The organism is Lactococcus sp. AK05 (assembly GCF_041026685.1).
Lineage (GTDB): Bacteria > Bacillota > Bacilli > Lactobacillales > Streptococcaceae > Lactococcus > Lactococcus lactis.
Genome location: NZ_JBFTEI010000002.1, coordinates 423,569 through 448,809 on the forward strand (window position 1 = coordinate 423,569; position 25,241 = coordinate 448,809).

At 34.6% G+C, this 25,241-nt stretch carries 26 protein-coding genes, 1 pseudogene and 1 other annotated feature (1 of these 28 cut by a window edge); of the genes and pseudogenes, 13 read left to right on the forward strand and 14 right to left on the reverse strand.

The window, feature by feature from the left end; translation table 11 throughout:
- Positions 1-7: 7 nt before the first annotated feature.
- From AB6B24_RS06660 to AB6B24_RS06680, 5 genes are all read right to left on the reverse strand, one after another.
- Positions 8-703 carry a polysaccharide biosynthesis tyrosine autokinase gene (locus AB6B24_RS06660; protein ID WP_369164354.1) on the reverse strand — a complete coding sequence of 232 codons (696 nt, stop codon included), beginning with the start codon at positions 701-703 and terminating at the stop codon, positions 8-10.
- Between the two features lie 9 nt (positions 704-712).
- Entirely contained in the window at positions 713-1,492 is a 780-nt protein-coding gene (locus AB6B24_RS06665) for a Wzz/FepE/Etk N-terminal domain-containing protein (RefSeq protein ID WP_311804562.1), read from the reverse strand.
- A 39-nt stretch (positions 1,493-1,531) separates the two neighbouring features.
- On the reverse strand, positions 1,532-2,299 hold the full coding sequence (locus tag AB6B24_RS06670) for a polysaccharide biosynthesis protein (RefSeq protein ID WP_040087880.1): 768 nt from the start codon (positions 2,297-2,299) through the stop codon (positions 1,532-1,534).
- A gap of 33 nt (positions 2,300-2,332) precedes the next feature.
- Entirely contained in the window at positions 2,333-2,650 is a 318-nt protein-coding gene (locus AB6B24_RS06675; protein ID WP_369164355.1) for a helix-turn-helix domain-containing protein, read from the reverse strand.
- A 470-nt stretch (positions 2,651-3,120) separates the two neighbouring features.
- Entirely contained in the window at positions 3,121-3,828 is a 708-nt protein-coding gene (locus AB6B24_RS06680) for a hypothetical protein (protein ID WP_369164356.1), read from the reverse strand.
- Positions 3,829-4,964: 1,136 nt separating this feature from the next.
- On the opposite strand from AB6B24_RS06680, the gene AB6B24_RS06685 reads away from it, so the two are divergent.
- From AB6B24_RS06685 to AB6B24_RS06710, 6 genes are all read left to right on the forward strand, one after another.
- Positions 4,965-6,002: a hypothetical protein gene (locus tag AB6B24_RS06685; protein WP_369164357.1), complete on the forward strand. Its 1,038-nt coding sequence runs from the start codon at positions 4,965-4,967 to the stop codon at positions 6,000-6,002.
- Between the two features lie 349 nt (positions 6,003-6,351).
- Positions 6,352-6,603 (forward strand): hypothetical protein, encoded by a 252-nt coding sequence (locus AB6B24_RS06690; protein WP_369164358.1) that lies wholly within the window; start codon positions 6,352-6,354, stop codon positions 6,601-6,603.
- A gap of 96 nt (positions 6,604-6,699) precedes the next feature.
- Positions 6,700-6,963, forward strand: coding sequence for a hypothetical protein (locus tag AB6B24_RS06695; protein ID WP_014571793.1), 264 nt, complete (start codon positions 6,700-6,702; stop codon positions 6,961-6,963).
- 290 nt (positions 6,964-7,253) lie between these two features.
- Complete coding sequence (locus AB6B24_RS06700; protein ID WP_369164359.1) at positions 7,254-8,555, forward strand: Rep family protein; 1,302 nt, start codon at positions 7,254-7,256, stop codon at positions 8,553-8,555.
- A 49-nt stretch (positions 8,556-8,604) separates the two neighbouring features.
- Positions 8,605-8,856 (forward strand): hypothetical protein, encoded by a 252-nt coding sequence (locus tag AB6B24_RS06705; RefSeq protein WP_023163579.1) that lies wholly within the window; start codon positions 8,605-8,607, stop codon positions 8,854-8,856.
- Between the two features lie 87 nt (positions 8,857-8,943).
- Entirely contained in the window at positions 8,944-10,209 is a 1,266-nt protein-coding gene (locus AB6B24_RS06710; protein ID WP_205288540.1) for a site-specific integrase, read from the forward strand.
- A gap of 207 nt (positions 10,210-10,416) precedes the next feature.
- On the opposite strand, the gene AB6B24_RS06715 is transcribed toward AB6B24_RS06710, so the two are convergent.
- The 5 genes from AB6B24_RS06715 to AB6B24_RS06735 form a co-directional block, all read right to left on the reverse strand.
- The gene (locus AB6B24_RS06715; RefSeq protein WP_003132255.1) at positions 10,417-11,007 is read right to left on the reverse strand and encodes a flavin reductase family protein; all 591 of its coding nucleotides are present in this window, start codon (positions 11,005-11,007) and stop codon (positions 10,417-10,419) included.
- 10 nt (positions 11,008-11,017) lie between these two features.
- Positions 11,018-12,187, reverse strand: a complete 1,170-nt coding sequence (locus AB6B24_RS06720; protein ID WP_015425630.1) for a ring-cleaving dioxygenase — start codon at positions 12,185-12,187, stop codon at positions 11,018-11,020.
- Positions 12,188-12,237: 50 nt separating this feature from the next.
- A complete protein-coding gene (locus AB6B24_RS06725; protein WP_311802227.1) occupies positions 12,238-12,858 on the reverse strand; it encodes an alpha/beta hydrolase in 621 nt (206 codons plus the stop codon).
- A 30-nt stretch (positions 12,859-12,888) separates the two neighbouring features.
- Complete coding sequence (locus tag AB6B24_RS06730) at positions 12,889-13,086, reverse strand: DUF4649 domain-containing protein (protein WP_012896939.1); 198 nt, start codon at positions 13,084-13,086, stop codon at positions 12,889-12,891.
- Between the two features lie 127 nt (positions 13,087-13,213).
- Positions 13,214-13,681 carry a universal stress protein gene (locus AB6B24_RS06735; RefSeq protein ID WP_029344674.1) on the reverse strand — a complete coding sequence of 156 codons (468 nt, stop codon included), beginning with the start codon at positions 13,679-13,681 and terminating at the stop codon, positions 13,214-13,216.
- A 400-nt stretch (positions 13,682-14,081) separates the two neighbouring features.
- Between AB6B24_RS06735 and AB6B24_RS06740 the strand changes: the two genes are divergently transcribed.
- From AB6B24_RS06740 to AB6B24_RS06755, 4 genes are all read left to right on the forward strand, one after another.
- A complete protein-coding gene (locus AB6B24_RS06740) occupies positions 14,082-14,915 on the forward strand; it encodes an SDR family NAD(P)-dependent oxidoreductase (RefSeq protein ID WP_057719868.1) in 834 nt (277 codons plus the stop codon).
- A gap of 225 nt (positions 14,916-15,140) precedes the next feature.
- Positions 15,141-16,421, forward strand: coding sequence for an O-acetylhomoserine aminocarboxypropyltransferase/cysteine synthase family protein (locus AB6B24_RS06745; protein WP_195935916.1), 1,281 nt, complete (start codon positions 15,141-15,143; stop codon positions 16,419-16,421).
- 176 nt (positions 16,422-16,597) lie between these two features.
- Positions 16,598-17,173, forward strand: coding sequence for a TetR/AcrR family transcriptional regulator (locus tag AB6B24_RS06750; RefSeq protein WP_259755991.1), 576 nt, complete (start codon positions 16,598-16,600; stop codon positions 17,171-17,173).
- Positions 17,174-17,295: 122 nt separating this feature from the next.
- Positions 17,296-18,117 (forward strand): SDR family NAD(P)-dependent oxidoreductase, encoded by an 822-nt coding sequence (locus AB6B24_RS06755; protein WP_311804400.1) that lies wholly within the window; start codon positions 17,296-17,298, stop codon positions 18,115-18,117.
- A 114-nt stretch (positions 18,118-18,231) separates the two neighbouring features.
- Here AB6B24_RS06755 and AB6B24_RS06760 read toward each other — a convergent pair whose 3' ends face one another.
- Positions 18,232-18,486: a YiaA/YiaB family inner membrane protein gene (locus AB6B24_RS06760; RefSeq protein WP_311804401.1), complete on the reverse strand. Its 255-nt coding sequence runs from the start codon at positions 18,484-18,486 to the stop codon at positions 18,232-18,234.
- A gap of 448 nt (positions 18,487-18,934) precedes the next feature.
- Between AB6B24_RS06760 and AB6B24_RS06765 the strand changes: the two genes are divergently transcribed.
- The 3 genes from AB6B24_RS06765 to plsX all read left to right on the forward strand — a co-directional run bounded on the left by AB6B24_RS06765 (position 18,935) and on the right by plsX (position 22,605).
- On the forward strand, positions 18,935-20,572 hold the full coding sequence (locus AB6B24_RS06765; RefSeq protein WP_014570333.1) for an ABC-F family ATP-binding cassette domain-containing protein: 1,638 nt from the start codon (positions 18,935-18,937) through the stop codon (positions 20,570-20,572).
- Between the two features lie 122 nt (positions 20,573-20,694).
- Positions 20,695-21,507 carry a Cof-type HAD-IIB family hydrolase gene (locus tag AB6B24_RS06770; RefSeq protein ID WP_195935913.1) on the forward strand — a complete coding sequence of 271 codons (813 nt, stop codon included), beginning with the start codon at positions 20,695-20,697 and terminating at the stop codon, positions 21,505-21,507.
- A gap of 102 nt (positions 21,508-21,609) precedes the next feature.
- Complete coding sequence (gene plsX / locus AB6B24_RS06775) at positions 21,610-22,605, forward strand: phosphate acyltransferase PlsX (protein WP_311804403.1); 996 nt, start codon at positions 21,610-21,612, stop codon at positions 22,603-22,605.
- A 160-nt stretch (positions 22,606-22,765) separates the two neighbouring features.
- On the opposite strand, the gene AB6B24_RS06780 is transcribed toward plsX, so the two are convergent.
- The 3 genes and pseudogenes from AB6B24_RS06780 to AB6B24_RS06790 all read right to left on the reverse strand — a co-directional run bounded on the left by AB6B24_RS06780 (position 22,766) and on the right by AB6B24_RS06790 (position 24,986).
- Complete coding sequence (locus AB6B24_RS06780) at positions 22,766-23,014, reverse strand: hypothetical protein (RefSeq protein WP_311804404.1); 249 nt, start codon at positions 23,012-23,014, stop codon at positions 22,766-22,768.
- A 59-nt stretch (positions 23,015-23,073) separates the two neighbouring features.
- Positions 23,074-24,387: pseudogene (locus AB6B24_RS06785) on the reverse strand (APC family permease).
- Between the two features lie 161 nt (positions 24,388-24,548).
- Positions 24,549-24,986 carry an OsmC family protein gene (locus AB6B24_RS06790; RefSeq protein ID WP_003132235.1) on the reverse strand — a complete coding sequence of 146 codons (438 nt, stop codon included), beginning with the start codon at positions 24,984-24,986 and terminating at the stop codon, positions 24,549-24,551.
- Positions 24,987-25,147: 161 nt separating this feature from the next.
- Positions 25,148-25,241 (forward strand) — a binding site (T-box leader); it runs 141 nt beyond the window's last position.

Here is a 25,241-nt window from a genome sequence, read left to right on the forward strand (position 1 = left end):
ATTCCAATTACTCTACTCCGTAGTAGTAATACGACGGTGACTCAGAAGAGTCTACCCCATGCAAAACAACTCCTAATATATTTGCATTAACTTGTTCCAGTATTTTTTTTGTTTTTACTAAACTCTCTTTTTTTGTTTCATAGGCACGTACAACAAGAACCACTCCTCCTACATAACTACTCAAAATTTGAGCATCAGTAACTGCAGAGAGCGGTGGAGTATCAATCAAAACAACATCAAAGAAATCGGACACAGAGTCAATCAAATTTTTCATTGCACTAGATGCTAATAATTCCGATGGATTAGGTGGAATTGGACCAGAGGTAATTATTGTAAGATTTTCAGAAAGTCTTGTCCCTTGTATGGCATCTTCAATCGAAGATTGATGCATTAAAATATTGGTTAATCCTACTCTATTTTGTACTTTAAAAGTAATGTTAACAGTCGGTTTACGAAGATCGCCATCAATTAAAAGTACTTTTTTACCTTGTTGTGCAAAAGCAACAGCTAGATTAGCACTCGCGGTTGATTTACCTGCAGCTACTTCTGAAGATGTTACTAGAAAACTTTTAATCCCTTGATCCGCCATTTTAAAATCAATGGTCGTACGAATCGTACGATATTGTTCGGAAATAGGTGATTGAGGATTGACACTGGTAATAATATAACGATTATTGTCTATGCTTCTTTTATTTTTAGCCATCCTGAACTCCTATCTTTTATTCCTTTTTGATGATCTATTTACTTCATGGTCGCTAGGCGGACTTGACTTAGTTCCCGATTGCGTGCCATTTTTATTCGTATTCTTATTAAAATCACTCATTTGAGCATAGGTTGTTACACCAAGAACCGTGAGTCCCAGAGCTTCAATATCTTCTTCTTTATTAATTTTGTTATCAAACAATTCCTTCAATAAAGCAATGGCTAAACCTAAAACTAGTCCGGCTATAACAGATATCGCTAAATACAATTTAGGTTTAGGACTAATTGGTGTTGTTTGAGCTTTTGCTTTGGATAGAATATTAACGTTAGTAACATTCAATAGTTTCGCTGCGTCTGAACTAAATATTTTAGCAGTCTCGTCTGCAATCTTTTGTGCAATGTAAGGATTAGAATATTTAACAGTAAGCGTAATAACTTGTGAATTTGTTTGATTTGCTGCTGTAACTTGTTTTTGGAAAGAGTCATCAGATAGATTTAAATTACTTTGAACTTTATCTAAAATGACTGGACTAACAATAACTTGGTTAATTGTGTTCGCCATTTGAATATTCCCGGTCACTTGTCCAGCGTAGGCTGCTGAATTATCCGAATTTGGTAGTTTAACGACAAGTTGAGTTGAGGCTGTGTAAACTGGGGAGGCTATAAAAAATGTGTAGATGCTCCCTAATATTGTGACTATTAAAGCACTAAATAATATTAAACCTAACCTTTTGCGAATAATTTTAAAAATCCCTCTTAAATCAATCGTTTGTTCCTGTGTTTCCTGCATTTCTTCTCCAATATTTAATAATTGTTATTTATAACTTAATTAGTTTGCTGTAAAATATTTAGTAATATAATCTAGCCAAACCTTATTCCCCGAAGCATTTAATGTTCTATATACTCCATCATCAGAAAACAGCCCCTTCATTTCATCAGAATTTTTGTCTGGGTAACTAGCCCAGTAGTCTATATAGGGATACTTTGTAGATAAAGATTGTTTAAATTGTTCTTCTTGTACGGGGTACACAACACCACCATAGATCGGTGGAGAGGGTTGAACTATTACCTCCGCTCCTGCACTAGCCAAATTTGTTATAAGTTGCTCATTACTAGTCAGTGAGGCTGTTGCTTCAATGTTTTGGTTATCATTAAAAAGTGGAGCTTCATATAAAACAACATCAGGATTAGTGGCTAATACTTGGTTTTCAACTTTTTCAGCCAATAATTGTTCACTAGTTTCGCCATTGTAAGTGATATTTTTGATGTTCCAAAACTTATTTCCATAATATTTTTGTAAGTTTTGTTGAAATTGTTCAGAAATAACTGAATCAGATTGCCAAATACAAGTTAAAGTAACTTCTTTATTTTTGGATGAAATATCATCTATTTTATTTTGAACTGATTTTGGTAAATTTTTATAATACTTTTTATAGGTAAGGTCTATCTGATTTTTTTCACTGCTATTTTTTACAACTTCTTTTCCTTTATCAGCTTTTGAAAGATTATTTATCCTAGAATTATAACTATAAAAACCTCCAATTATCAATGCTATAGATATCACTATAGTAATTACAAAAATTCCTTTTTTCATCATATTAATAAGAAAAACTCCCAAAATTTATTATTGTTATAACTCTATTTGATATTCTAAAAAAAGCCATTTTTGACAAATTATAAACATTTCTTTTTTCTCTTCTTGAGTTAGAGTTTTAAAAAGATTAATTGCAGAACTTTCATTAGGCTCATCAATTATACCCATCAGATATTTTGGAGACACATTAAAATACTCTGATAGTCCTATTAATCTTGTCCCAGAGGGTTCTCCTCCCAACTTATAATTATTCAAAGAATTTCTAGGGTAACCCAATTCCCTTTCTATTTGATTTGCAGATTTACCACTTGATTCAACTAGTTCCTTTAGACGATGGTAAAATAAATCATTCATAAACATAATCCCTCTTTGTTATTAACTTCTATAAGAAAAACTTTAGTTTTTCTGAAAAATTAAATCAAAACTTGCTTAAGTAACACCATCTTGGTGTTTTTTTAATTTTCAATACTATATTGATTATATAAAACGAAACCTATTAATGCAAGTGAAAATACGGGCTTCAAACTTTAAACTACAAGAAATTTTCGTATAAATATAGATATAAGTTTAATCATTTAGTATAATTTTTCAACTTTATTTTCAGAAAAATTAAAGTTTTCTGAAAATTATCGCCTTAACTCTATCTTAAACCTTCTATATATACAAGAATAAAAATTCTATATATTAATATTGTGGATTAAAAAATCATTAGAGCAATTTAATAAAAAAATGATAAAAAAGAAGTTCACATCAATCTGATGTGAACTTCTTTTTTGTTTTCTCTTTTTTATCCTAATTGACTGAAAGTTAGTCCATCTTAACCCTCATTTATTTTTTAACCAAGCATAACTTTTCCAATCCTTAAGTTTATCCTCAAGTTGCCGATCCTTCCCCGATAAATCTCCTTGGCATTCGAATAAGCTATCATAATGATTCATGTCACTCACTAACCCTTTTAGATCTAATTCAAAATTTTCAAAAAATAGTTTTTCTCTTATAAACAGAGGGTCAAAAATTGGTAAGAAAGATGAAATTTCTTTTGTTGAATAAGAAAATCGATTAGAAGACAAGTAAGCAAACAGTGCTTCTGAAATAATATATGCTCTTTTATCTATTACTCTACGATGAGCTTCAGTCAAACCCTCCCAGCGTCCTACTTCTTCTGGGAACTCTTGTTTTTCAATAAATTCCTGAAAGTCAGCGTTCATGGCCAAAGCTTCGCTATCATAATCTGAGCGGCTCTTAAAACGTTCAATTGTATCTTTCTTAGATTGTTCCCGCAAGTAGTCAAACAGCTCTTCGTCAATAATAGAGTCCTTAACCTCTTGACGATAGGCTCTTGCAGGATTTTTAGCTTTTTTTGTTGACTTCTTTTTACCAATTGGTTGAAAAATTTCGTTTCCGTTTTTTATTTTCTCTTCTATCACTTTACGAATTTGCTTTTGAAAGGCCTCTGTATCCTCTGTATCAATTTCAAACTTCTTATACCCAATTTCCGCTATCTCAGGAACGGTAAACATCTCACTTTCCACTTTCCACACTCTCTTTTTCTTTATATATTTCTCATATAATATATTTAAACCTTTTTATAAAAGGTTTTTTATCAGTAAATAATAAAAAAGATTCCTTTTTTATTCTTTATATAAGATGAGATAATTATACCATAGTAAAAAAACCTTGTAAATTAATTTAATTTTTGCGGAGTTAAAAAGTGACTGAGCCTTAATAAGCAATCGCTATAAAAACGAACCAAGCCACATTTTACCCTTTCTTTTATCTACATAAACTATCCGTATATTTCTTTATATAAACACTGATATCTCGGGGTTTATAAATAAATAGTTAAATTTAATTCTCTTTATATTCCTATTTTAATTTGGAATAATGAGAGTATAGATCATCATGAGAATAAAACCCTATGATGGACTTAGTAGATTAATAAAAAATTATTAAAGGAGAAACAAAAATGAGTTCAATCTCCACCTAAACACTTAAGGATTACACCATCCGATCAATGAATATATCTCCACTGAGAAGAAAGAATTTTAAAACAAATAATGCTTTTTTCTAATCAATTCAGCCACATTTTACCCCTTCTTTATATCTACATAAATTATCCATATATCTCTTTGTATAAACGCTGATATCTCGCGGCTTCTAAATAAATAGTTAAATTTAATTCCCTTTATATTCCTATTTTAATTTGAAATAATGAGAGTATAGATCATCATAAGGGTAAAACCCTATGATGGACTTAGTAGATTAATAAAAAATTATTAAAGGAGCTACAAAAATGAGTTAAATTTCCATCTAAACACTTAAGGATTACACCATCCGATTAATGAATATGTCTCCACTGAGAAGAAAGAATTTTAAAACAAATAATGCTTTTTTCTAATCAATTCAGCCACATTTTACCCCTTCTTTATATCTACATAAATTATCCATATATCTCTTTGTATAAACGCTGATATCTCTCGGTTTCTAAATAAATAGTTAAATTTAATTCCCTTTATATTCCTATTTTAATTTGAAATAATAAGAGTATGGATCATCATAAGGGTAAAACCCTATGATGGACTTAGTAGATTAATAAAAAATTATTAAAGGAGAAACAAAAATGAGTTCAATTTCCATCCAAACACTTAAGGATTACACCATCCGATTAATGAATATGTCTCCACTGATTGGAGCACTTTCCACTTATTCAAACGGATTCTCAGTTGAGATTGATCAAGAAACACAATTAATTCTAATCATCATCCAGACCCCTTCCGCAGTCCCTTTGACTGAAAGTTTATACTTTGATATTTATCAAACCTTGAATGTTGGCTTATTTCCATTAGTGAGCCTCATCAAACCTATTAATATGAAGTTAATCGCCCGGACCGGAGTCGATTTCTCAGAAGCACGTGCATTTGCTTATCCATACTTAAACGGAACTCCTCAACGCCTACATATCAATAACTTGGATCACTTCATCATTAAACAAAGCCAATACAAAGTAAAACTAATGGAAAATTACTTTGTAGACATGTCAAAAATCCCTGTCATTGCGGTGCAAGGTATGGTTGGTAGTGGTAAATCAACATTTATTAATTTCCTCATGACTGTTTTCAATTCATTCGCAGACTGCATAGCCATTGACCCAAAGATGGCAGATTTGACATTAATGGCTCAGAAATTAAAGATACGGTGTCTAACCCCTCTCAAAAAAGGGAACACAGATGATTTTCTAAATTCTGTTAACGCAGAACTAGCAACTGCTGTTGATAAAATTTATGAAAGACAAAGTCTTCTATTAGAGCAACCCAGCACGATCCTCAAGCCCTATTATATATTTATAGATGAACTTATTGCTTTAAAAGGACTAGCAACCTCAAAACCTGTCATCCAAACATTTGACCGGTTGATCAATATTATCAGTGTTTTAGGCAGAGCCACTTCCGTAAGGCTTTGCGTTTCAGGGCAGAGCTACAACGTCGCTGACTCAATTTCTAGTACAACTCGCTCACAAATTGGAATGGCGGTACTCCTTGGAAAGGTTTCTGATGCCACGGCTCAATTTCTATTTGATGGTAGTGTTTCGGGGATTGTAGTCCCACATGACGGTCGAGTAGGAACAGGAATCATTGCCGTAGCAGATGGAGGAATCAATGAAACAACAATTCTTCCCTTCTTAACACCAACATATTCCTTAAATTAGAAAGGTTTTACATATGAAATATTTTAATACAAAGACACACAACTTCGATTTGCGCTACTTTTTTTTGAAGTACTACTTCTTGATCTGGAGCTCTAGGGGAATTTTCATCCTCAATTTAACATTTTCAATTTTTATCCATTTTATAAACATTACTTGGCTCAAGCCCTTACTACCACTGTTTATCAAATTGACATTTAGCTCCTTTTTGATCTATCTCTCAAGCATTGTGATCGCCAGCCTAGCAAATCATCAGAATTACAAAAGTCTTTTTATGAGTCGAAGACAAAGCTCTAAAGTAAAGCGTCGCTTTTTTCAACTCGAAGTTCGAAAAAATTTACAAGAGGGAAACTTGACAGGAGAACGAAATCCTGAAATTAGAGTTTTAAACAAAGCAATTGCCAAAATCATCATAGATGTTCGAGGCGATAAGCTCTTTGTAATTGTTCCAATCCCTAGAGATCATCTCACAAGCGAAGCACTTGAAGCACTTCTCCCAGCCATTCATAAATTTATTTCTAATGAGAATGAAAACTATCGTTTTAGTTCCTTTGAACGTCATGCGAATCATTGCTGGCATTGTCAAGCTAATTATAAAAATTAAAGGCTGGTGCTGCTGGCAGAATCGCCAAGCAAGCAACCAGCCATCTAAAAAGACCAAACACTGATTGTCTTAAAAAGCTGATAGAAAGGTCATTAAATGACAAATAAAATTAACGTTGCAGTAGTTGCAGTATCTACTAAAAAAGAACAAGGGTGGATTAAATGTCAAACTCTTGGAGGGAAAAGCTGGAATGATCTCGGAATGCATTTTGATAAGGATAAATTTGCCAGTACTTTCGCAACACCCGGCCTATTTGAAATTGAGTACTCTTCTCTTACGAGTATTGAAACAGGCTATACCTCCTATCTTGTGGAAAATGCGACACTTATCAAAGCTTTTGCGACTATTTTGAAAGGTTAGAATAACTATGAATATTAATAATCCCCCATCACCTTGCGCACGGAGTCCCAATAAGAATGCCTATCAAAACGAAAAATAATTTTAAAACTATTATACTTATTGATAGGATATTTAAAAGACTTATACGAAGGTGGGACAAGGGCTTGTAGAAATGGACCACCACTCAATCTTAAACAGAAAATAAGCCTATAAAAAATTATGAAAGTAAACCTAAAAAAGGAAGTCTAATTCATAAGTCTAATAGAATAGAAAAGAAAAGTGATTTCACTTAAAACTAAAGAAAGGCATTAATGGTACAGCAAACTCAAATTCAAAATATTAGATTTCATATCACTCAATTTTTAAAAAAGGAATATTGGCAAAACCCAGATATTAGCGCCGTTGATTTCAAAGATAGCATAGCATTCCAAAAACAGATCTTTTTGGCCCTTATCCCCTTAGGATTAGTCAAGTTCGCCTCTATCATCCACGATAAGGACTTACAACTCGATCAAGTCACCCCAAAACCTCCTCATATCCATGCCATAGTTGAGTTTGAAAAGAAAAAGGATATTAATGTCGTGGCACTCGCCTTAGGACTAGAACCTCAGTATCTTGACACAGCTAAACGAGGCCGATATGCCGAGGAAAATTTATTAGCCTATCTTATTCATGCCAAAGATAAGACAAAATACCAATATTCCCCTAAAGAAGTCTCCACTTTTGGTACATTCAATTATATGGCCTATGAAGAAGAACATCGTAAGCGCTGGAAGAATCAAGCAATCGTCGCCAAAGGAAAGAAAAAAGATGAACAGCTTCCGATTTTATTAGAAGCCATTCGAGAAGGAGCGCTCAATCGAGAACAAGTTCTTGAAAACCCTGACTTCCTCTTTCTTTATCAACGTCATATAATGGAATTCCAAGCAGCTTTTGAGGGCTATTTACTCAAAGCTGAAGCCGAAACAAAAAAAGCAATCAAATCTGGTGAACTAAAACTAACCACTTTGTACATTTATGGCTTATCCAATGCAGGAAAATCCAGGTTCGCCGAAACATTGGGCGAAACCCTCAAGGCTAAAGTAAAAGGATGTGAAAATTGGACAAGTTATACCACAGCTTCAACGAACCCTTATGATGAATATACCGGAGAGCAGATTGTTATTTTAGATGACTTAAGAGCAAAGAGTATGACAGCAGAAAACTGGTTAAAGGTCTTAGATCCTGAGCGCATTTCAAAAAGCGCGGCCCGCTACCATAATAAAACAATTTCTTCACATCTTATCATTATTACTGCCCCAATCTCACCCCAAAGTTTTTTTCATCAAATCAGCGAATCTGAGGAACTCAATCAGTTTATGCGTCGATTAAGCCTTACGATTGAAATTTCTCAAGGAAAAAAAGAACGCTTATACACCGTCAATTCTATTGAAAGAAAAAAAAATAATGGGAGACCAACGTTCCTTGAAAAACCTTTGCACGAAAAGAAATCACTTAATAAGGCTCTTGGGAGTTGTATTGCTAAACTTTTAAACAATGATAAAACCATCAATAAAAAGCCATCTGACATTAAGGCGGCAACCTTGTCAGATGACTCTAGTCCGTTGGGATAAATGTATTTTCTACACTTATCTCCTTTATTTTAACAGAAAAGGAATAAATATGATTAATGATCTTACTTTAAAAATTGAAATTCAATTAACACTTATAATTGAAATGATAAAACAGCTCAACTCACATCAAAATTCTATGTCAATCTTGACACAAACAGAACTTCTAAAACAATTAAATATATCACCAAATACTTTGAAATCATGGGAACTTATAGGCTTGAAAAGATTAGAACCTCCAATCGAAAATACTAGAATAGCTTTTTATAAAATTGAGGATGTTATCTCATTTTTAAGCAATTAAGAAAAAAGTGCTAAAATAGATATATTCATCAAAGGAGGATTATACAACTATCTTAGCTCTTTCTTTTCAACAAGAAGGACCTACTCCATGCAAAAAGAAATAATCGTACATAACGATAAAAAGGTAACTAAAACTATTAAAAATGATGGTTCTGTCTCTTATTCACAAAAAAGTGTATATCTTGGTATTGACTCGAAGACAGGAAAACCCGTAAAAACGACAATTACAGCTAAAACCCTTAGGGCTCTTGATAGGAAAATAGTAACGGCAAAATTAGATTTTGAAAAATATGGTTCAACAAGAAAAGAGCAAGTCAAAATCACCAACTTTAAAGATTTAGCCGAAGTTTGGTTTGTTAGTTTCGAAACATGGGCTTCATCTGAGAATACTCTGAATAGAGTTCAAGGATATCTGAGTACTTACATTATTCCTCGATTCGGAGAGTATCAGCCAAATAAAATCGAGCCATCAGATATACAAATTTGGGTGAATGAGCTAGCATTAAATGCGCAAAACTCTCTAAATTCTGGAAAAAATTATTCTGAAAAGGGGAAAGCTAAGGATTTTGGAGCCATTGTTCATAAATTGTCAGATATTTTTGACTTTGGTATAACTAATTTTGGACTCAAAATTAACCCAGCTAAAACCGTAAAAATACCTCCGAAGCCGAAAGCAAACAAAAAGCGTATCATGATTTTAACTGATGATAATTTAAGTAAGTGGCTGAATTTTCTCAATGTCCTAGAAGAAAGTAGAGGAAACAGGAGATTTAAAATAATTTGTGATACCCTACTTTGTTCTGCACTCCGTATCAATGAGTTACTCGCTTTGACAATTAACGATTTAGATTTCAAAAACTCAGAAATATTGGTCAATAAAACTTTAATGTGGAAAAGAGCAAACAAAAAGCTAGGGATCAAAGGGAAGGTAATTTGTAAACCAACACCTAAAACTGACTCAAGCTGTAGGAGCGTCCCAGTTCCTCTCGACACTCTAAACCACCTTAAAGAATTTCATGAAGAGATGAATCAATATTTCAAAAAAAATAACCTTGCAACATCAGATTTAATTTTTCCAACTATCTATGGGAACTACATGTGTGACAGGAATGAAAGAGTGACACTTAAAAAGCGTTTGAGAGATCTTGATTTGCCCGATTATGGTTTCCACATTTTTCGGCATACCCATGCCTCTATAATGCTTAATGCTGGAGCAAATTGGAAAGAGCTCCAAGTAAGGATGGGGCATAAATCAATTGCAACCACAATGGATATTTATGCGGAACTTGCACCTAAAAAGAAAGCAGATGCAGTCAATATCTTTCTTAACAAAATTGAGGAGTTATCTTCCTAATTTAATTCGTGGCAACCTTTATGGCAACCTTTTATAGATTAATAAAATTAAATTTTAAAACCCTTGAATTACAGCGATTCAAACAACCTAAGATAGTAAACACGTAATCTTTAAAGAAGTTAAATAATAAAAATGACCTTCGGGTTATTTTTTTATTTTGAAAGCAAACAAAAACTTACTGACCCAATCATCAGTAAGTTTTTTTATTTATCTAGGTCGTAAAAGGCTGAATCGATTTCCTAAAGTACTGTAATCATCACCCGCTAAACGCCCAACTGGTTTGAGTTTATTTAGATTGACATGAAAGTTTTCCTCATCCAATAGTTCCTCTGCAAAAGAGAAATTGACAACTTCAAGAAGAACTAAATGCCCGCTCTCTCCTAAAGGTAAATGATGATACAATTTAGTTTCTAAACGAACATTTGACTCCTTTAAACTTGGAACCTGAACTTTCTGAGAAGGGACAAGTTCAAGTGAAAATTCTTCCGCTTCACTAATATGCTCCGCTAATGGTGCTGCCGTTTGATTCATTAGCTCCACATTATCCTCATTCACAAGGTGAACCACTGCTTCTTTCGTCGTCAATAAATTATTCAAACTATCTTTATTTCCCGTAAACGAAATGGATAAAAGTGGTGGATTTGACGAAGCAACATTGAAAAAACTAAAGGGGGCCACATTAACTAGACCTTCGAGATTTTGACTGGTCACCCAAGCAATTGGGCGTGGAACAATACTGCCTGACAGAAGTTTATAGACTGTTTTTTCGTCGAGCTCATTTGCTTGATATGATTTCATCAGTTCTCCTTTATTGCACTGTTTCAGCCGGAGTTCCAGCTTTGTGCTCCAATACTTTTTCAACAGTCCATAGTTCATCTTTTGTGCGGTCACGATGAGCATCTGAAGTGTCCAATGGACGTAAACTTGCGGCTGTTCTTGCTTTTGTAGCTTCATCTCCTGGGAATAAATGAGGAGGTAAGCTCAAAGATAAACCTGATTCTTCCTTAGTTTGGTCAATCCAGAAACCAGAAGTAATTAAAGCTTCTTCATAAGAATCAACAGCTCCTAGACCTGATTTTGCCATGTCCAACGCCCCAATCCCTGGTGTGTAAGTCGCAATTTCAAAGAGAACTCCTGGCGCTACTCTGACATATTCACTTGAGAAATAGAAACGGTCAACCAAACCAGAATGTGGCAAACGGAAAGCCTTAATGCGTTCAATCCAATAGTTTAAAGTTTCAGGATTTGCTGTTCCCAGAGCTAAATGATGAATCGTACCATAACCTTGATAAGCATAAGCTTCTTTTTCCCCAGCTTCTTGAAGAATTAAAGCTGCTCCATTTCCACCATTCGCCACTTCAAAAAGATGTAAATCAGCTTCTTGCCCAGCGTAACGGAAGCCAAAAACTGTTTCCAAAATGGTCCGAAGATTTTCGGCATTTTCAACTTTTACAAAAACAGGTCCAAGTCCAGTAATTCCATGTTCTTGCGGAACATTAGAAAGTTGCCAAGAACGTCCTTTTGAATCATCCCCACTATTATTTTGGTCAGAAATCAATTGATACAATTGACCATCAAAATCTTCAAACTCTAAGGTTTTTTGACCAAATTTACTAGAAATTTCGCCATGTTTAACGTGTGCATTGTCGAAACGACGAGTCCAATAATCTAAGGACGCATCTGTCGGTACACGAAATGAAGCACGTTCAATATTATTAACTCCATGATTTCCTTTAGGAATATCTTTGAAATCAAAGAAAGTCATATCAGCTCCATGCCCATCTTCTTCTGTGAAAAAGAGGTGATAAGTTTCATAGTCATCTTGATTGACTGTTAATTTTGCTAAACGCAGACCCAAGATATTTGTGAAAAAATCATAGATTTTTTGAGCACTTGAGGTGATTGCTGTTACGTGGTGAACACCACCAAGAGTAAGATTTTCAGGTATTTTTGTTTCAATTTTTGTTAATTCAGCCATTTGTTTTCTCCTATTTAGTTACTTTGCACTGAAATTTTTTCAATACAAAATTATTTTGTTTGTGTAAGCCATTTTTTAGCGGCTAAAACTTCCTCTTGCGTCAATTGATGACCAAGTGAACTTTCATATATTTCAAGCTGACAGCCTGAATCTTCCAAATCACCTTTTAAATCACCAAAGTTTTTCTGAGGAACAATCATATCATTTGGTGCATAGCTTAGAAAGACATGCTTATCATCAAGTTGAACGGTCTGTTCAAAGTCTTCCAATTGCATCCCATGAAAGGCAATAATTTTATCAAAATTTATTTTTCCTCTAAGAAACATATTCAAAGCTACATTTGCACCATTTGAATAACCGATAGCTATCATTTTATGGACGTCAAGGTCATATTTTTCAGCCAACAAACTGACCTCATCCGTCAACCAGTCTGTTTCTTCATCTAAAGATTCAAGATCAAAATTTTCTTTAGTAAATCCACCTAAGCCTCGGAGTTTAAAATAACGATTGACTCCTTGCTCATTAATACGTCCACGAATTGACAAAATAGGATGTGAAGGGGCAATCATTTCAGCAATTTCTACTAATTGATGCTCATCTCCACCCGTGCTATGTAATAACAAAAGAGGTGCCAAATCTTTACGACCTGCCTTAAAAACATAATCTGTCATCTTTCCTCCTCCATTCACTATTTCAGATTCTTATTTACTAAGTTTGAAATACAAATCAGCAACATTTCCACTAAATTCTTCAACTTGTCCAGAAATTACAACTTCAAGAACTTTCGCTGAATCATCAATTGCCGGAATTTCACGATTTTGTAGTGTTACGAATTCATCTACACTAGCAAATTCTTTAGTCATTGTACGTCCATCAAGGGTTTTAAAAGTAACTTTCATTGTTCAATCCAACTTTCTCATTTCTATGTTTACAATTGTAAACGAAAAGAATTTCATTGTCAAGGAATTTATTTTTAAAATACAAAAAAATCGGCAAATGCTTGCCGATTCTTGAAATCTATCTAATTTATTTGATGATTGTTACACTACAAGGTGCATGTTTAACCACGTAAACTGCTGTAGAACCAAGTAACATTCGGTCAAGAGCGCCTTTTCCTGAAGAGCCCATCACAATCATATCAATTTCATGTTCTTTAGCGAAATCGACAATTTCATTTTTGGCCGAACCATCAACTCGAATTTCTTCAAATTTCACTTCATTATTGATAATTGCCAAAGCTTTGTCTAAAACTTCTTTAGCTTCATTATCTGCACTTTCTTCAAGTACGGGAACTGCTGGAACTACTGGAATAGCTGGTGCAGGAACCACAGGAACTGGGTTACCAGCTGCATAAATACTGTTTTTATCCGTCGCATGTAAAACAAATAACTGTGAGTTATCTCTTTTTGCAAGGACAATAGCTTCTTTTAGCGCTTCTTCCGCCTGCTCAGAACCATCAACTGCGACTAGGATTTTTTTATAATTTTTACTCATTGTAACCGTCCTCCTCACTACAATTTTACGTTATTTCAGATAGCAAGTCCAATCAAACGCTGTACAATTTATTCTATAAACCATTTATAAAAAATGACATTCTTACTAAGAATGCTTCAAACTAGCATTATCACTCAATCATCAGGTCCTTATACTTAGAATTGATTTTTAGAAAAGGGATTCTAAAAATACAAAAACATTTTCTTTTTCATTTAAGTTTCATTTCAGCATTATAACGTATAATAGTTTCCATACTCCTAAATAAACTTTTTTCATAAATACTCCTAAAACTTCCGTTTACTCCGCGGAAGTTTTTTTAGCCTTTGATTTACTAAAGTGGTATAATTACTTTTAAAATCATGAAAACAAGATACAGACAAATTGAAAGGACTCTAAAGAGATGACACAAAAAATTGTTGCAATCACAGGCGCTTCAAATGGAATGGGATTTGAGGCAGCAGAACTTTTTGCTAAACGAGGTTGGAAAGTATACGCTGGGGCACGCCGCGTTGAAAAAATTCCACAATATGAAAACAACATCAAAGCACTAAAACTGGATGTTACTAGCTCTGAATCAAACCAAGCCTTTGTGAAACAAATTTTAGATGAGGCAGGTCATATTGATGTCCTCATCAATAATGCAGGTTATGGCGAATACGGACCAGCCGAAGAAATCCCAATGGATAAAATTCGCAATCAGTTTGAAACCAACTTCTTTGGTGCCGTTGAATTAACTCAACTTGTCTTACCAACAATGAGAGCTCAAAATTATGGACGAATTGTTAATATTTCATCAATTGGTGGAGATGTCTATATGCCACTTGGTGCTTATTATCATGCCACAAAAGCAGCCCTTCAACAATGGTCTGACGTTTTGGACCTCGAAGTTGCCCAATTTGGTATCCGTTCAGTTTGTGTTCAACCTGGTGGAACTCAGTCAAGCTGGGGAAATATTGCCCTAGAAAATTCTAAAAAGAATATGAGTTCAAACTCTGCTTACCAACCTTTGGTAAATTCTGTTGCTTCAGGACTTGACCGTTTTATGAAAAATAGTGCTAAAGCTTCTGATTTAGCTGAAGTTTTTTATAAAGCTGCGACAGAGATTAAACCGAGCCTTCGCTACCTCCACTCTTTCGGTGATAAATTCATGGTAAATGTTGCTCGTAAACATCCAAAAATCTTTCGTAAAGCTCTTCTTATTACAATGCGTTACTTTGAAAAGCACAATCAGTAAAAATACAACCTTGAGTTGTATTTTTTTATTTCTACTTTTAAAAGTTCTATCAGCTCCATTAAAAAATCATATCGCTAGAATTTTCTGAATTTCTTATAATTATAATAAGTTTTATAGCTAAAGGAGAAAGCTATGGTTCAAGAATTGCTGACGAATAATCAACGAATGTGATTAACGACTATTTTTTATACTAACTAAAATTTTCAAAAATAGGAGAAAAAAACTATGACTAATCACAATTATAAATTCGACACTTTGCAAGTCCATGCAGGACAAATCCCTGATCCTGTCACGGGTTCACGTGCCGTTCCGCTCTATCAAACAACTTCTTTCGTTTTTAACAATTCAGACCATGCCGAAGCTCGTTTTGCTTTACAAGATCCTGGAGCTATTTATTCACGTTTAGGAAATCCAACCAACGATGTTTTTGAAGCACGCATCACAGCTCTTGAAGGTGGAAGTGCAGCCCTTGGTGTTGGTTCTGGCTCAGCAGCTATTACTTATGCCATCTTGAATATCGCTACAGTCGGTGATAATATTGTTTCCGCAAGTACCCTTTATGGTGGAACCTACCACCTTTTTTCTGGCACTTTACCAAAATATGGAATTACAACTAAATTTGTCAATCCAGATGACCCGAATAATTTTGAAGAGGCGATTGATGAAAAAACCAAAGCTATTTATTATGAAACTTTGGGCAATCCGGGAAATAATGTGATTGATTATGATGCCATTGGTCAAATTGCTAAAAAACATGGAATTCCCGTTATTGTTGATGCAACGTTTACTACCCCTGTGACCTTTAAACCATTTGAACATGGTGCTAATGTAATTGTTCATTCAGCAACGAAATTCATTGGTGGTCACGGTACTTCTATTGGTGGAGTCATCGTTGATGGCGGAAACTTTGATTGGGCAAATGGTAAATTTCCTGATTTTACACAAGCTGATGAAAGCTACAATGGGATTAAATTTGCCGAATTGGGTGAAATTGCTTTTGTGACTCGGATTAGAGCTATTTTATTACGTGATACAGGTGCGGCTTTATCACCTTTTCATTCTTGGCTTTTCTTACAGGGGCTAGAAACACTCTCGCTCCGGGTAGAACGTCACATCTCCAATACTAAAAAGATTGTAGAATTTTTAGACAATCATCCTAAGGTGGAACTTGTTAACCATCCTCTGCTTGAAAGTAATTCCTATCATGTGCTCTATCAGAAATATTATCCAAAAGATGCTGGATCTATCTTTACCTTTGAACTCAAAGACAAAGATGAGAAAAAAGCACGTGATTTGATTGATCATCTTGAAATTTTCTCACTTCTAGCCAACGTTGGAGATACCAAATCATTGGCCATTCATCCTGCTTCGACCACTCACCAGCAGCTGAATGCCGAAGAACTTGCTAGTGCAGGAATTTCCAAAGGAACCATTCGATTATCGGTTGGTATTGAAGATGTAACTGACTTGATTGCCGATTTAGAACAAGCCTTAGAAAAAATATAAAAAAATGAGCGGTAACCAGCCGCTCATTCTTTTGTTTAGGAGTAAACTTTATGAAAAATTTTATTGGAATAAGTATATTATAACGAAGCTCCCTTAAGTCCTACTAAACTTACACTGAATTGAAACTAAATTCAAAGCACTTGACAAATGAATGTTCATTTACTTAAAATAAGACTATGAGAAAAATTGATGAAAATAAAAAGGAAGCCATCACTCAAGCTGTTTTTCAACTTACTAAAGAAGTGGGATTAGTCGGACTTTCAATTGCCAAAGTTGCTAAAATAGCGGGCGTTAGTCCTGCAACTATTTATGTCTACTATAAAGATAAGGCTGATATGTTAAGTCAAATTTTGATTGGTGTTAAAGACATTCTTGACGAAGGACAAGAGGAAATTATTCTTTCTGTTTCTGATCCACTGGAACAATTCAAAAAATTACTTAGACACTTGATTCACCAATGGACAAGCTATCCTAAGCATGCGATTTTTATGCGGGCAGCACTTGAAAATCCAAGTGAAATTGCCCCCCAAGGGCTCGCTTACTCCAATCAGCGAGCTGAGGTTACCGTTGCTCTTTATGAGCGACTGTTAGCTTCTGGAAAAATTAAGCCCCTTTCGCAAAATCTGCTTATTAGCTGGACTGCTGGTGGAATTATGAACAATCTGATGTATCATATACAAATGGGAACTGAACCAGACAATGTTGAAATTGAACAAATGATTCAACTATCAGTTGATGCTATTAAAAAATAAACTCCAAGTTTAGGAGTTTTTTTCTTTTTAAAAACTTTTCTCTTGACAAGTGAATGAACATTCAGTTATAATCTTTATATAAATTAAATGAACGTTCATTTACTAAAGAAAGAAGATTAATTATGAAAACAGTTATTATCACAGGAGCATCTAATGGAATGGGATACGAAGCAGCTAAAGTTTTTGCCAGTAAAGGTTGGAAAGTCTTTGCTGGGGCACGACGAGTTGAAAAAATTCCAACCGATCCCAATATCATTGCCATGAAGCTTGATGTCACAGATTCAAACTCTAATCATAATTTTATTGAGGAAGTTCTTAAACAAAGCCATCAAATCGACATCCTCATCAACAATGCCGGTTATGGTGAATTTGGTCCAGCGGAAGAAATCCCAATGGAGAATATTCGCAAACAATTTGAAACAAATTTCTTTGGCGCTGTAGAACTGACTCAACTGGTCCTCCCAACAATGCGAGCCCAAAAATCTGGCCGAATTATCAATATTTCCTCTATTGGTGGTGACCTCTACACTCCATTAGGGAGTTATTACCATGCGACAAAAGCTGCAATTCAACAATGGAGTGATGCTTTAGATGCTGAAATAATTGATTTTGGTGTTCGTTCGATAATTGTTCAACCCGGAGGAACGGCATCTAGTTGGGGTGAGATTGCAATGGCCAATGCTTCCAAAAATTTGAAAAAAAATAGTGCTTATCAACCCCTAGTTGACAGAGTACAAAAAGCTCTTTCTGGTGCAGGTACTGCTGTAAGTGCAACCTCTCTCGATTTGGCCAATCTTTTCTACAAAGCTGCGACTGATTCTAAACCAAAACTTCGTTACTTTAATGCTTTTGGTGATCGTGCAGCCGTTCATATTGCTCGTGCTCATCCAAGATTGTTCCGTAAACTCTCTACTTTTATGCTTAATCGTGCGGCTAAAAAGTAAATGATTAATAATTTTATAATTTACAAAACAAGGGGCTAATTAAGAAGAAATTTCTTAAATTTACGGGTTTCACATACTACTTTTTAATCTAAAAAAGCCCTCAAAGGGCTTTTTTTATTCTTGTTCTTGTTTAACTGCTCTGAACATTTCATTATAACGCTCATCATCTTCTTGGTCATCTCTGGTTACTTTCGCAATTGTAAATGCAGACGAGATGACGCCAACTGTTCCCATCAAATAATAACCTTTAACCATTAGTGGCTCTTTTAGGGTATATAGACCAATAAGAATTAAAATAACAAAAAGGGCGAATGACCCCCAAGCCAGTAATTTAAAAGTGGCAGTATTACGGTAGACTTTCTTTTTCATAAAATTTCTTCCTTAGATGCTGTGTCTTTTTTCAACCTCCTTAATTTTACTATTATTTTACAAAGCTTTCAATACGTTTATCTTCCTATACCAAATAATATCATCAAATTAATGTATAAGTTAACCTAAAAATAAAAAAATGAGCGGTAACCAGCCGCTCATTCTTTTGTTTAGGAGTAAACTTTATGAAAAATTTTATTGGAATAAGTATATTATAGTCACCCTGACTTAAGTAATGCTAAAATTACGCTAAATTGAAACTAAACTTCATCTTTTTGTAAGAACATGAATGAAAATCTTGTCAAGATTTATAAAAAAGTGGGCTTTATAAAGTCCAAGATTTATGATAAAATAAGGGCAGAATGCTTATTTTTGAGCACAAAAGTAGTCAAACTACTTTATCGAAAAATATTTGAGAATTATTCTCATCAATAAAAAAGGAAAATACATGCTTACAGTATCTGATATTTCATTACAATTCTCTGACCGCAAGCTTTTTGACGAAGTAAACATCAAGTTTACACCGGGAAACTGTTACGGTTTAATCGGTGCCAATGGTGCTGGTAAATCAACTTTCTTGAAAATCTTGGACGGTGAAATTCAACCAACAACAGGTCACATCTCAATGGGACCAAACGAACGCATGTCTGTTCTTCGTCAAAATCATTACGATTACGAAGACCAAACACCACTTGATGTCGTGATGATGGGGAATGAAAAACTTTTTGCCATTAATCAAGAAAAAAATGCCATTTACATGAATCCTGATGCGACAGATGATGACTTCATGAAAGCTGCCGAACTTGAGGCAGAATTTGGCGAAATGGGTGGTTATGAAGCCGAAGCTGACGCTGCTCGTCTTTTGCAAAACCTTGGTATTAAAGCTGAACAACATACAGATTTGATGGCCAATTTAACTTCTGGCGAACACGTTAAAGTCCTTCTTGCTAAAGCACTTTTTGGTAAACCTGATGTTCTTCTTCTTGACGAACCAACCAATGGACTTGATATTCAAGCAATAGCTTGGCTTGAAGAATTTTTGATTAATTTTGAAAATACCGTTATCGTTGTTTCCCATGACCGTCACTTCTTGAACAATGTTTGTACTTACATGGCTGACCTTGACTATGGTAAAATCAAACTTTACCCAGGGAACTATGATTTCTGGAAAGAGTCTTCTGAACTTGCTCTTCGCTTGCAAGGTGACCAAAACCGTAAAGCTGAAGAAAAAATTGCCGAGTTGAAAGAGTTTATCGCTCGTTTCTCTGCTAATGCGTCTAAATCAAAACAAGCAACATCACGTAAGAAAATGCTTGATAAAATTGAAGTTGAGGAATTCGTTCCTTCATCACGCAAATATCCATTCGTTGGTTTTGAACAAGAACGCGAAATCGGTAATGATTTACTTCGTGTAGAAAATCTTTCAGTTGCGATTGAAGGGGAAATGATTATCGAAAATATTTCATTCATCTTAAATCCTGGTGATAAGACCGTATTTATTGGTCAAAACGATATTCAACAAACAACGTTACTTCGTGCTTTAATGGATGATGTGGAAGATAATTGGACCGTAACTGGCGATATTAAATGGGGAGTTACATCTTCTCGTTCATATCTTCCAAAAGATAATACCAAAGATTTTGATACAAGTGACTCTATTCTTGACTGGTTGCGTCAATTTGTATTGACAAAAGAAGAAGATGATAATACTTATCTTCGCGGTTTCCTTGGACGTATGCTTTTCAAAGGTGAAGAATCTTTAAAAGCTGTCAATGTCCTCTCAGGGGGAGAAAAAGTTCGTGTCATGCTTTCTAAAATGATGCTTCAACGAGCTAATGTGCTTGTTCTTGATGACCCAACTAATCACTTGGATTTGGAATCTATTTCTGCACTTAATGATGGTTTGAAATCATTTAAAGGCTCAATCCTCTTTGCTTCACATGACCATGAATTCATTAATACTATTGCCAATCACATTGTTGTTCTTGGTAAATCTGGTGTCATTGACCGTATTGGTGAAACTTATGATGATTTCTTAGATAATGCGGAAGTACAAGAAAAAGTAAAAGCACTCTGGGCCGATTAAATTTATTATTTAGTTCGTTTACACTATTGTGTAAACCAAGTTTACAGTTCTGTCAGTAAAATTTACTGACAGAATTCATTTTCATCCACTGTTAGCGCTAACAGTGGACTGGGGGAGAAGTCATGAATCAAAATTTAAAACTTTTTGCGACAGATATGGACGGAACTTTTCTGCGCAATGACCATTCGTATAATCACAAAAAACTCGCTGAAGTAATTAAAAAAATTCAAGATAAAAATCTTCTTTTTGCTGCTTCTTCTGGACGTTCTTTACTTGGTTTGATTGAAGTTTTTTCAGAATATAAAGATCAAATGGCTTTTGTTGCTGAGAATGGTGGAGTTGTTGCTTATAAAGGAGAAATTCTCTTTGCAAAAGATTTGACTGTTGCTCAAACGCAAGAATTAATTGATGACTTGCAAGAGATGCCGTTTAGTCCCAAAAATGATTATTTAATTTCTGGTCTTAAAGGGGCTTATTATCCTGAAGGTATTTCTAAAGAATACCTTGCTCATGCAAAACTTTATTACCCTAACTGTCAACTTTACCATCGCTTAGATGAAATTGATGACAAATTGCTCAAGGTTACAACCAACTTCCCCGAAGACAACGTGCGTGACTGTGAACAATGGATTACAGACAGACTCTCTTTCGTAAGGGCAACAACAACTGGTTTTACTAGTATTGACATCGTGCCAAATGGTATTTCTAAAGCTTCTGGTTTGGCACATTTGTTAGCACATTTTAACTGGCTCCCTGAAAATTTAGCTGTTTTTGGTGACCAAATGAATGATTTGGAAATGTTTGAATACGCTGGTTCTTCTTTTGCTGTTAGTAACGCAGCGCCTGAAATTCTTGAACTAGCTGATAAAGTCATTCTTTCTAATGACGAAGATGCTGTACTGGTTGAGATTGAAAATATTTTAAATGAAGAATAATTTTATTCAATAGATTTCCTATTGTGAAAAAAAGTGACTATCTGGTCACTTTTTTTGTTATAATTTTAATGAGAGATTATTTGATTTGGAGAAAATAAAAATATGAAAATTGCAATTGATGCAATGGGAGGAGATTTTGCTCCCGAAAATATTGTCAAAGGTGTAAACTTGGCAAAGAAAGAACTTTCTGATGTTACCTTCCAACTCTACGGAGATGGGGCAAAAATTCGTCAATTTTTAGACGATGAAACAAATATTGAGATTGTTGAAACAACTGAAATCATTGATTTTCATGATGATCCAGTTGCTGCCATTAAATCAAAAAAAGACAGCTCACTTGTCCGAGCTGTGACTGCTGTGAAAAAAGGAGAGGCTGATGCAGTCTTGTCTGCCGGCTCAACTGGTGCACTTTTAACCGCCGGATTACTTTTGGTTAAAAGAATTAAGCAAGTGTCACGTCCAGCCTTGATGTCAACCTTACCGATAGCTGATGGTCGCGGTTTTGATATGCTTGATTTGGGAGCAAATACTGAAAATACGGCCCATCATCTCGTTGATTTTGCCATTCTTGGTTCATATTACGCTGAAAATGTTCGCGGCATCAATAAACCACGTGTTGCTTTGATTTCTAATGGTGCCGAAGAATCTAAAGGTTCGCCAACTGTCAAAGAAGCGCATGAAATTTTGTCAGCTATGTCTGAAATCAACTTCATCGGAAATATTGAATCTCGTGATTTACTTTCAGGTGGGGCTGATGTTGTAGTAACCGATGGTTTCACGGGAAACGCCATTTTAAAAGCGATTGAAGGAACAGCAACTGTTCTCATGAAAGAAATAAAATCAGCCATCATGGCTGGTAGTGTCACCACTAAAATTGGTGGGGCTCTAATTAAAAAACCTTTGTCTGGACTTAAAGATTTGATGAGTACAGATGGAGCTGGTGGGGCTGCTTTTGTTGGTCTTAAAGCACCTGTTGTTAAAGCTCACGGAAATTCAAGTGAATTGGCGATTGCCTCTGCCTTGAAACAAATTCATAAAATGTTGGAATCAGATGTTTCTGGTAAATTAGTCGAACATTTTGAAAAAATGGACAAATAAAAAACTCGGGAAACCGAGTTTTTTTACTGACAGAATCGAGCTGTCAGTATTTTTTATCTACCATTTATACTTCGTACCGAAATAGTTAAAGATAATCATATCAACAACTAAAATTATCATCATAAAATTATAAGGAAACTCTTTTTTCAAAAAAATAGAATCAATAAACAAAATTACAAAGAGCGGAATAAAAATCCAAGCCCAAAAAACTTTTTTTCTGATAAAACTTTTCGGGTAATGGTTTTCTCGATTCATTTTTGTCCTTAATGAAAAAAACTAAAACTAGACCAATTATTAAAGCAGTAAAACTAGCATTTTGTATTGAATGACTGGGGATGAATTGCAAAATTAGACCAATTATTAAAAAAATACTGCTCAACAACCAAAATGTATATTCTTTTTTTGTCATATTTTTCTCCTTATTTTACTGACAGCTTTCTTCAGTAAAATAAAATATCTAAAAATTACTTACAAACGTTTGACAGTATTGACATCTGCTCCTTTTGACTTTTCTTGGTGTTCTTTGAGCCATTTTTCACGTTCATCATCATCTAATTTAACGACAAAATAAATCATAACAAGTAATATCAAGATTCCTAAACCTAAAATTAGGACGGATAAAGTAAAGCTTGTCAGTAAAACCAATGAAAAGAGAACCGAACCAATTCCAATCAAAAGGAATTTTTTCTTAATGTTAGCAAGTCCAGTTGATAAATATTGAACAAAACTCATAAAGACAGTCAGGCCACTCAGAAAAACATAATTTCCACTCAAAAAGAGAGCTATTCCACAAACTGTCGTCAAAATAATTGCCCAAGTGGGGGTTCCAAAGCGATTATTTTTAGAAACAAACATAGGCACATCTTCATGAGCCTGAGCCAAACTGGCTAAAATTGTTGGTGTATTAAAAGTGGTCGCAACAATAACACCAAAAATTGAAAAACATATTCCGACAACAAAGAGCGGAATTCCAATGCTACCCACGATTTTACTAAAAGCTGTTGCCGCAGGCACAAGTGTTTTAGTCAGTTCTGGCCCCAATGCCCCAATGGTAATGGTTTGAATAATCAGATAAACAGCCAAACAGGTTAACATGACAAGGGACATCATTTTTGGTAAATTTTTTGCTGGATTTTTCATTTTTTCAGCATTCACCGGTAGAAATGAAAAGCCGGTGAAGAAAAAGAACACAGTACCGTAAGCTGACAGAAATCCTTTAAAGCCAGCTAAATTTGCTGACGAAGCTGTCAGTAAATTTGGACTTGAAAAATTAAGACCGCGTACCAACCATAGACAAGTAAAAATAAAAACAAGAACTAAGACAATTTTCACAAAAGAAGTCAGATTATCTAAACCAGCAATAATTGAACTCCCAAAATAGGAAATGATTCCTAAGGCTAAAATAATAATGATGCCAATTAACCGACTATTAAGATTTGGAAGAATCATTTTCATTGCTGTCAGTAAAGCCGAAACCTCTGTAGCTAGTGTCACTGTACCTAGCAACCATGTCACCATTCCCACAATAAAGCCTGGAAAACGCCCAAAAGTTTCTTTGGCATAAACAAAAGCTCCACCATTTTTTGAATAAATCTTACTCATGTTGGCATAAGCAAAAGCAATCACAAAAATCGATAAACCAGCACATAAAATAGCCAGCAAACTCCAAATTCCTGCATCTTCCTAAATTTTGCCAGAAAGTAAGAAAATTCCTGAACCAATAATGGAATTCACACCCAACAGAAAAACGGCTGCCGGTGATAATAATTTATTTTCTTTCATTGAAACCTCACTTATTTTAATTAAGTTAAGACTTTGTTAAAATTATTGTTAGTTAAATTATATCAGAAAGGCCTCATTTTTCGTCATTATTTCACCAGTTTATGCAAAAAAACTAAGCTATTCATCAATAACTTAGTTTTTCTTTTATTCTATAAAATAGACTAGCCTAAAGTCGCTTCAAGTTCAATATCAACTCCTGACAGAGCCTTAGATACTGGACAGCTTTCCTTTACTACTTTGGCAATTTCTTGAAAATCAGCTTCAGAAAGTTCTGGTACCACTGAACGATTAGTCAATTTAATTTTTGTAATCGCTGGACCATCTGCTGTTGCTTCAAAAGTAACATCTGCCGTTGTGTCAATAGAAGTTGCTACTAAGCCTTTTTGTCCTAAAACCATTGAGAAAGCCATACTAAAACAGGCTGCATGAGCAGCTCCCAAAAGTTCTTCTGGTGTGGTAATATGAGCTTGACTTTCTGAACGTGCTTTGAAATTATAGGGAGTTTCTGTAAAAATTTGAGAACTTTCAGCAGAAATTGTACCAAAACCATTTTCTAAAGTGTCCTCCCAATGTGCTGATGCAGTAGAGATATTTTTCATTTTTTCCTCCTTAATAGAACTGTGCAATTGCTTTATGAATTGAATACTTAAGTTGTATTTGTAATTCTCTCTTGTAATTTGAGTATATCTTTTTGCAATTATGAATTCAAGCAAATTGATTTTCTACTTTTTAAAGTTTGACAGTTCATTACAAAAAGTGTAAAATTTAAAACAACAAGAAAGTAACTTTGATTTTGAAATCTTTAGGAAGTTGGTGGTTGTGCAAACCAACGTTTTCAGCAAAGTGAATGGGCT

What these genes read in the sequence shown, in the direction of transcription:
- AB6B24_RS06670 (WP_040087880.1), bottom strand. Translation starts at nt 2,299, where the DNA reads ATGATGAAAAAAGGAATTTTTGTAATTACTATAGTGATATCTATAGCA.
- AB6B24_RS06730 (WP_012896939.1), bottom strand. Translation starts at nt 13,086, where the DNA reads ATGAAAGTTACTTTTAAAACCCTTGATGGACGTACAATGACTAAAGAA.
- AB6B24_RS06740 (WP_057719868.1), top strand. Translation starts at nt 14,082, where the DNA reads ATGACACAAAAAATTGTTGCAATCACAGGCGCTTCAAATGGAATGGGA.
- AB6B24_RS06705 (WP_023163579.1), top strand. Translation starts at nt 8,605, where the DNA reads ATGATTAATGATCTTACTTTAAAAATTGAAATTCAATTAACACTTATA.
- AB6B24_RS06660 (WP_369164354.1), bottom strand. Translation starts at nt 703, where the DNA reads ATGGCTAAAAATAAAAGAAGCATAGACAATAATCGTTATATTATTACC.
- plsX (WP_311804403.1), top strand. Translation starts at nt 21,610, where the DNA reads ATGAAAATTGCAATTGATGCAATGGGAGGAGATTTTGCTCCCGAAAAT.
- AB6B24_RS06735 (WP_029344674.1), bottom strand. Translation starts at nt 13,681, where the DNA reads ATGAGTAAAAATTATAAAAAAATCCTAGTCGCAGTTGATGGTTCTGAG.
- AB6B24_RS06765 (WP_014570333.1), top strand. Translation starts at nt 18,935, where the DNA reads ATGCTTACAGTATCTGATATTTCATTACAATTCTCTGACCGCAAGCTT.
- AB6B24_RS06695 (WP_014571793.1), top strand. Translation starts at nt 6,700, where the DNA reads ATGACAAATAAAATTAACGTTGCAGTAGTTGCAGTATCTACTAAAAAA.
- AB6B24_RS06790 (WP_003132235.1), bottom strand. Translation starts at nt 24,986, where the DNA reads ATGAAAAATATCTCTACTGCATCAGCACATTGGGAGGACACTTTAGAA.
- AB6B24_RS06685 (WP_369164357.1), top strand. Translation starts at nt 4,965, where the DNA reads ATGAATATGTCTCCACTGATTGGAGCACTTTCCACTTATTCAAACGGA.
- AB6B24_RS06745 (WP_195935916.1), top strand. Translation starts at nt 15,141, where the DNA reads ATGACTAATCACAATTATAAATTCGACACTTTGCAAGTCCATGCAGGA.
- AB6B24_RS06755 (WP_311804400.1), top strand. Translation starts at nt 17,296, where the DNA reads ATGAAAACAGTTATTATCACAGGAGCATCTAATGGAATGGGATACGAA.
- AB6B24_RS06700 (WP_369164359.1), top strand. Translation starts at nt 7,254, where the DNA reads ATGGTACAGCAAACTCAAATTCAAAATATTAGATTTCATATCACTCAA.
- AB6B24_RS06780 (WP_311804404.1), bottom strand. Translation starts at nt 23,014, where the DNA reads ATGACAAAAAAAGAATATACATTTTGGTTGTTGAGCAGTATTTTTTTA.
- AB6B24_RS06720 (WP_015425630.1), bottom strand. Translation starts at nt 12,187, where the DNA reads ATGGCTGAATTAACAAAAATTGAAACAAAAATACCTGAAAATCTTACT.
- AB6B24_RS06665 (WP_311804562.1), bottom strand. Translation starts at nt 1,492, where the DNA reads ATGCAGGAAACACAGGAACAAACGATTGATTTAAGAGGGATTTTTAAA.
- AB6B24_RS06760 (WP_311804401.1), bottom strand. Translation starts at nt 18,486, where the DNA reads ATGAAAAAGAAAGTCTACCGTAATACTGCCACTTTTAAATTACTGGCT.
- AB6B24_RS06750 (WP_259755991.1), top strand. Translation starts at nt 16,598, where the DNA reads ATGAGAAAAATTGATGAAAATAAAAAGGAAGCCATCACTCAAGCTGTT.
- AB6B24_RS06675 (WP_369164355.1), bottom strand. Translation starts at nt 2,650, where the DNA reads ATGAATGATTTATTTTACCATCGTCTAAAGGAACTAGTTGAATCAAGT.
- AB6B24_RS06715 (WP_003132255.1), bottom strand. Translation starts at nt 11,007, where the DNA reads ATGAAATCATATCAAGCAAATGAGCTCGACGAAAAAACAGTCTATAAA.
- AB6B24_RS06710 (WP_205288540.1), top strand. Translation starts at nt 8,944, where the DNA reads ATGCAAAAAGAAATAATCGTACATAACGATAAAAAGGTAACTAAAACT.
- AB6B24_RS06770 (WP_195935913.1), top strand. Translation starts at nt 20,695, where the DNA reads ATGAATCAAAATTTAAAACTTTTTGCGACAGATATGGACGGAACTTTT.
- AB6B24_RS06725 (WP_311802227.1), bottom strand. Translation starts at nt 12,858, where the DNA reads ATGACAGATTATGTTTTTAAGGCAGGTCGTAAAGATTTGGCACCTCTT.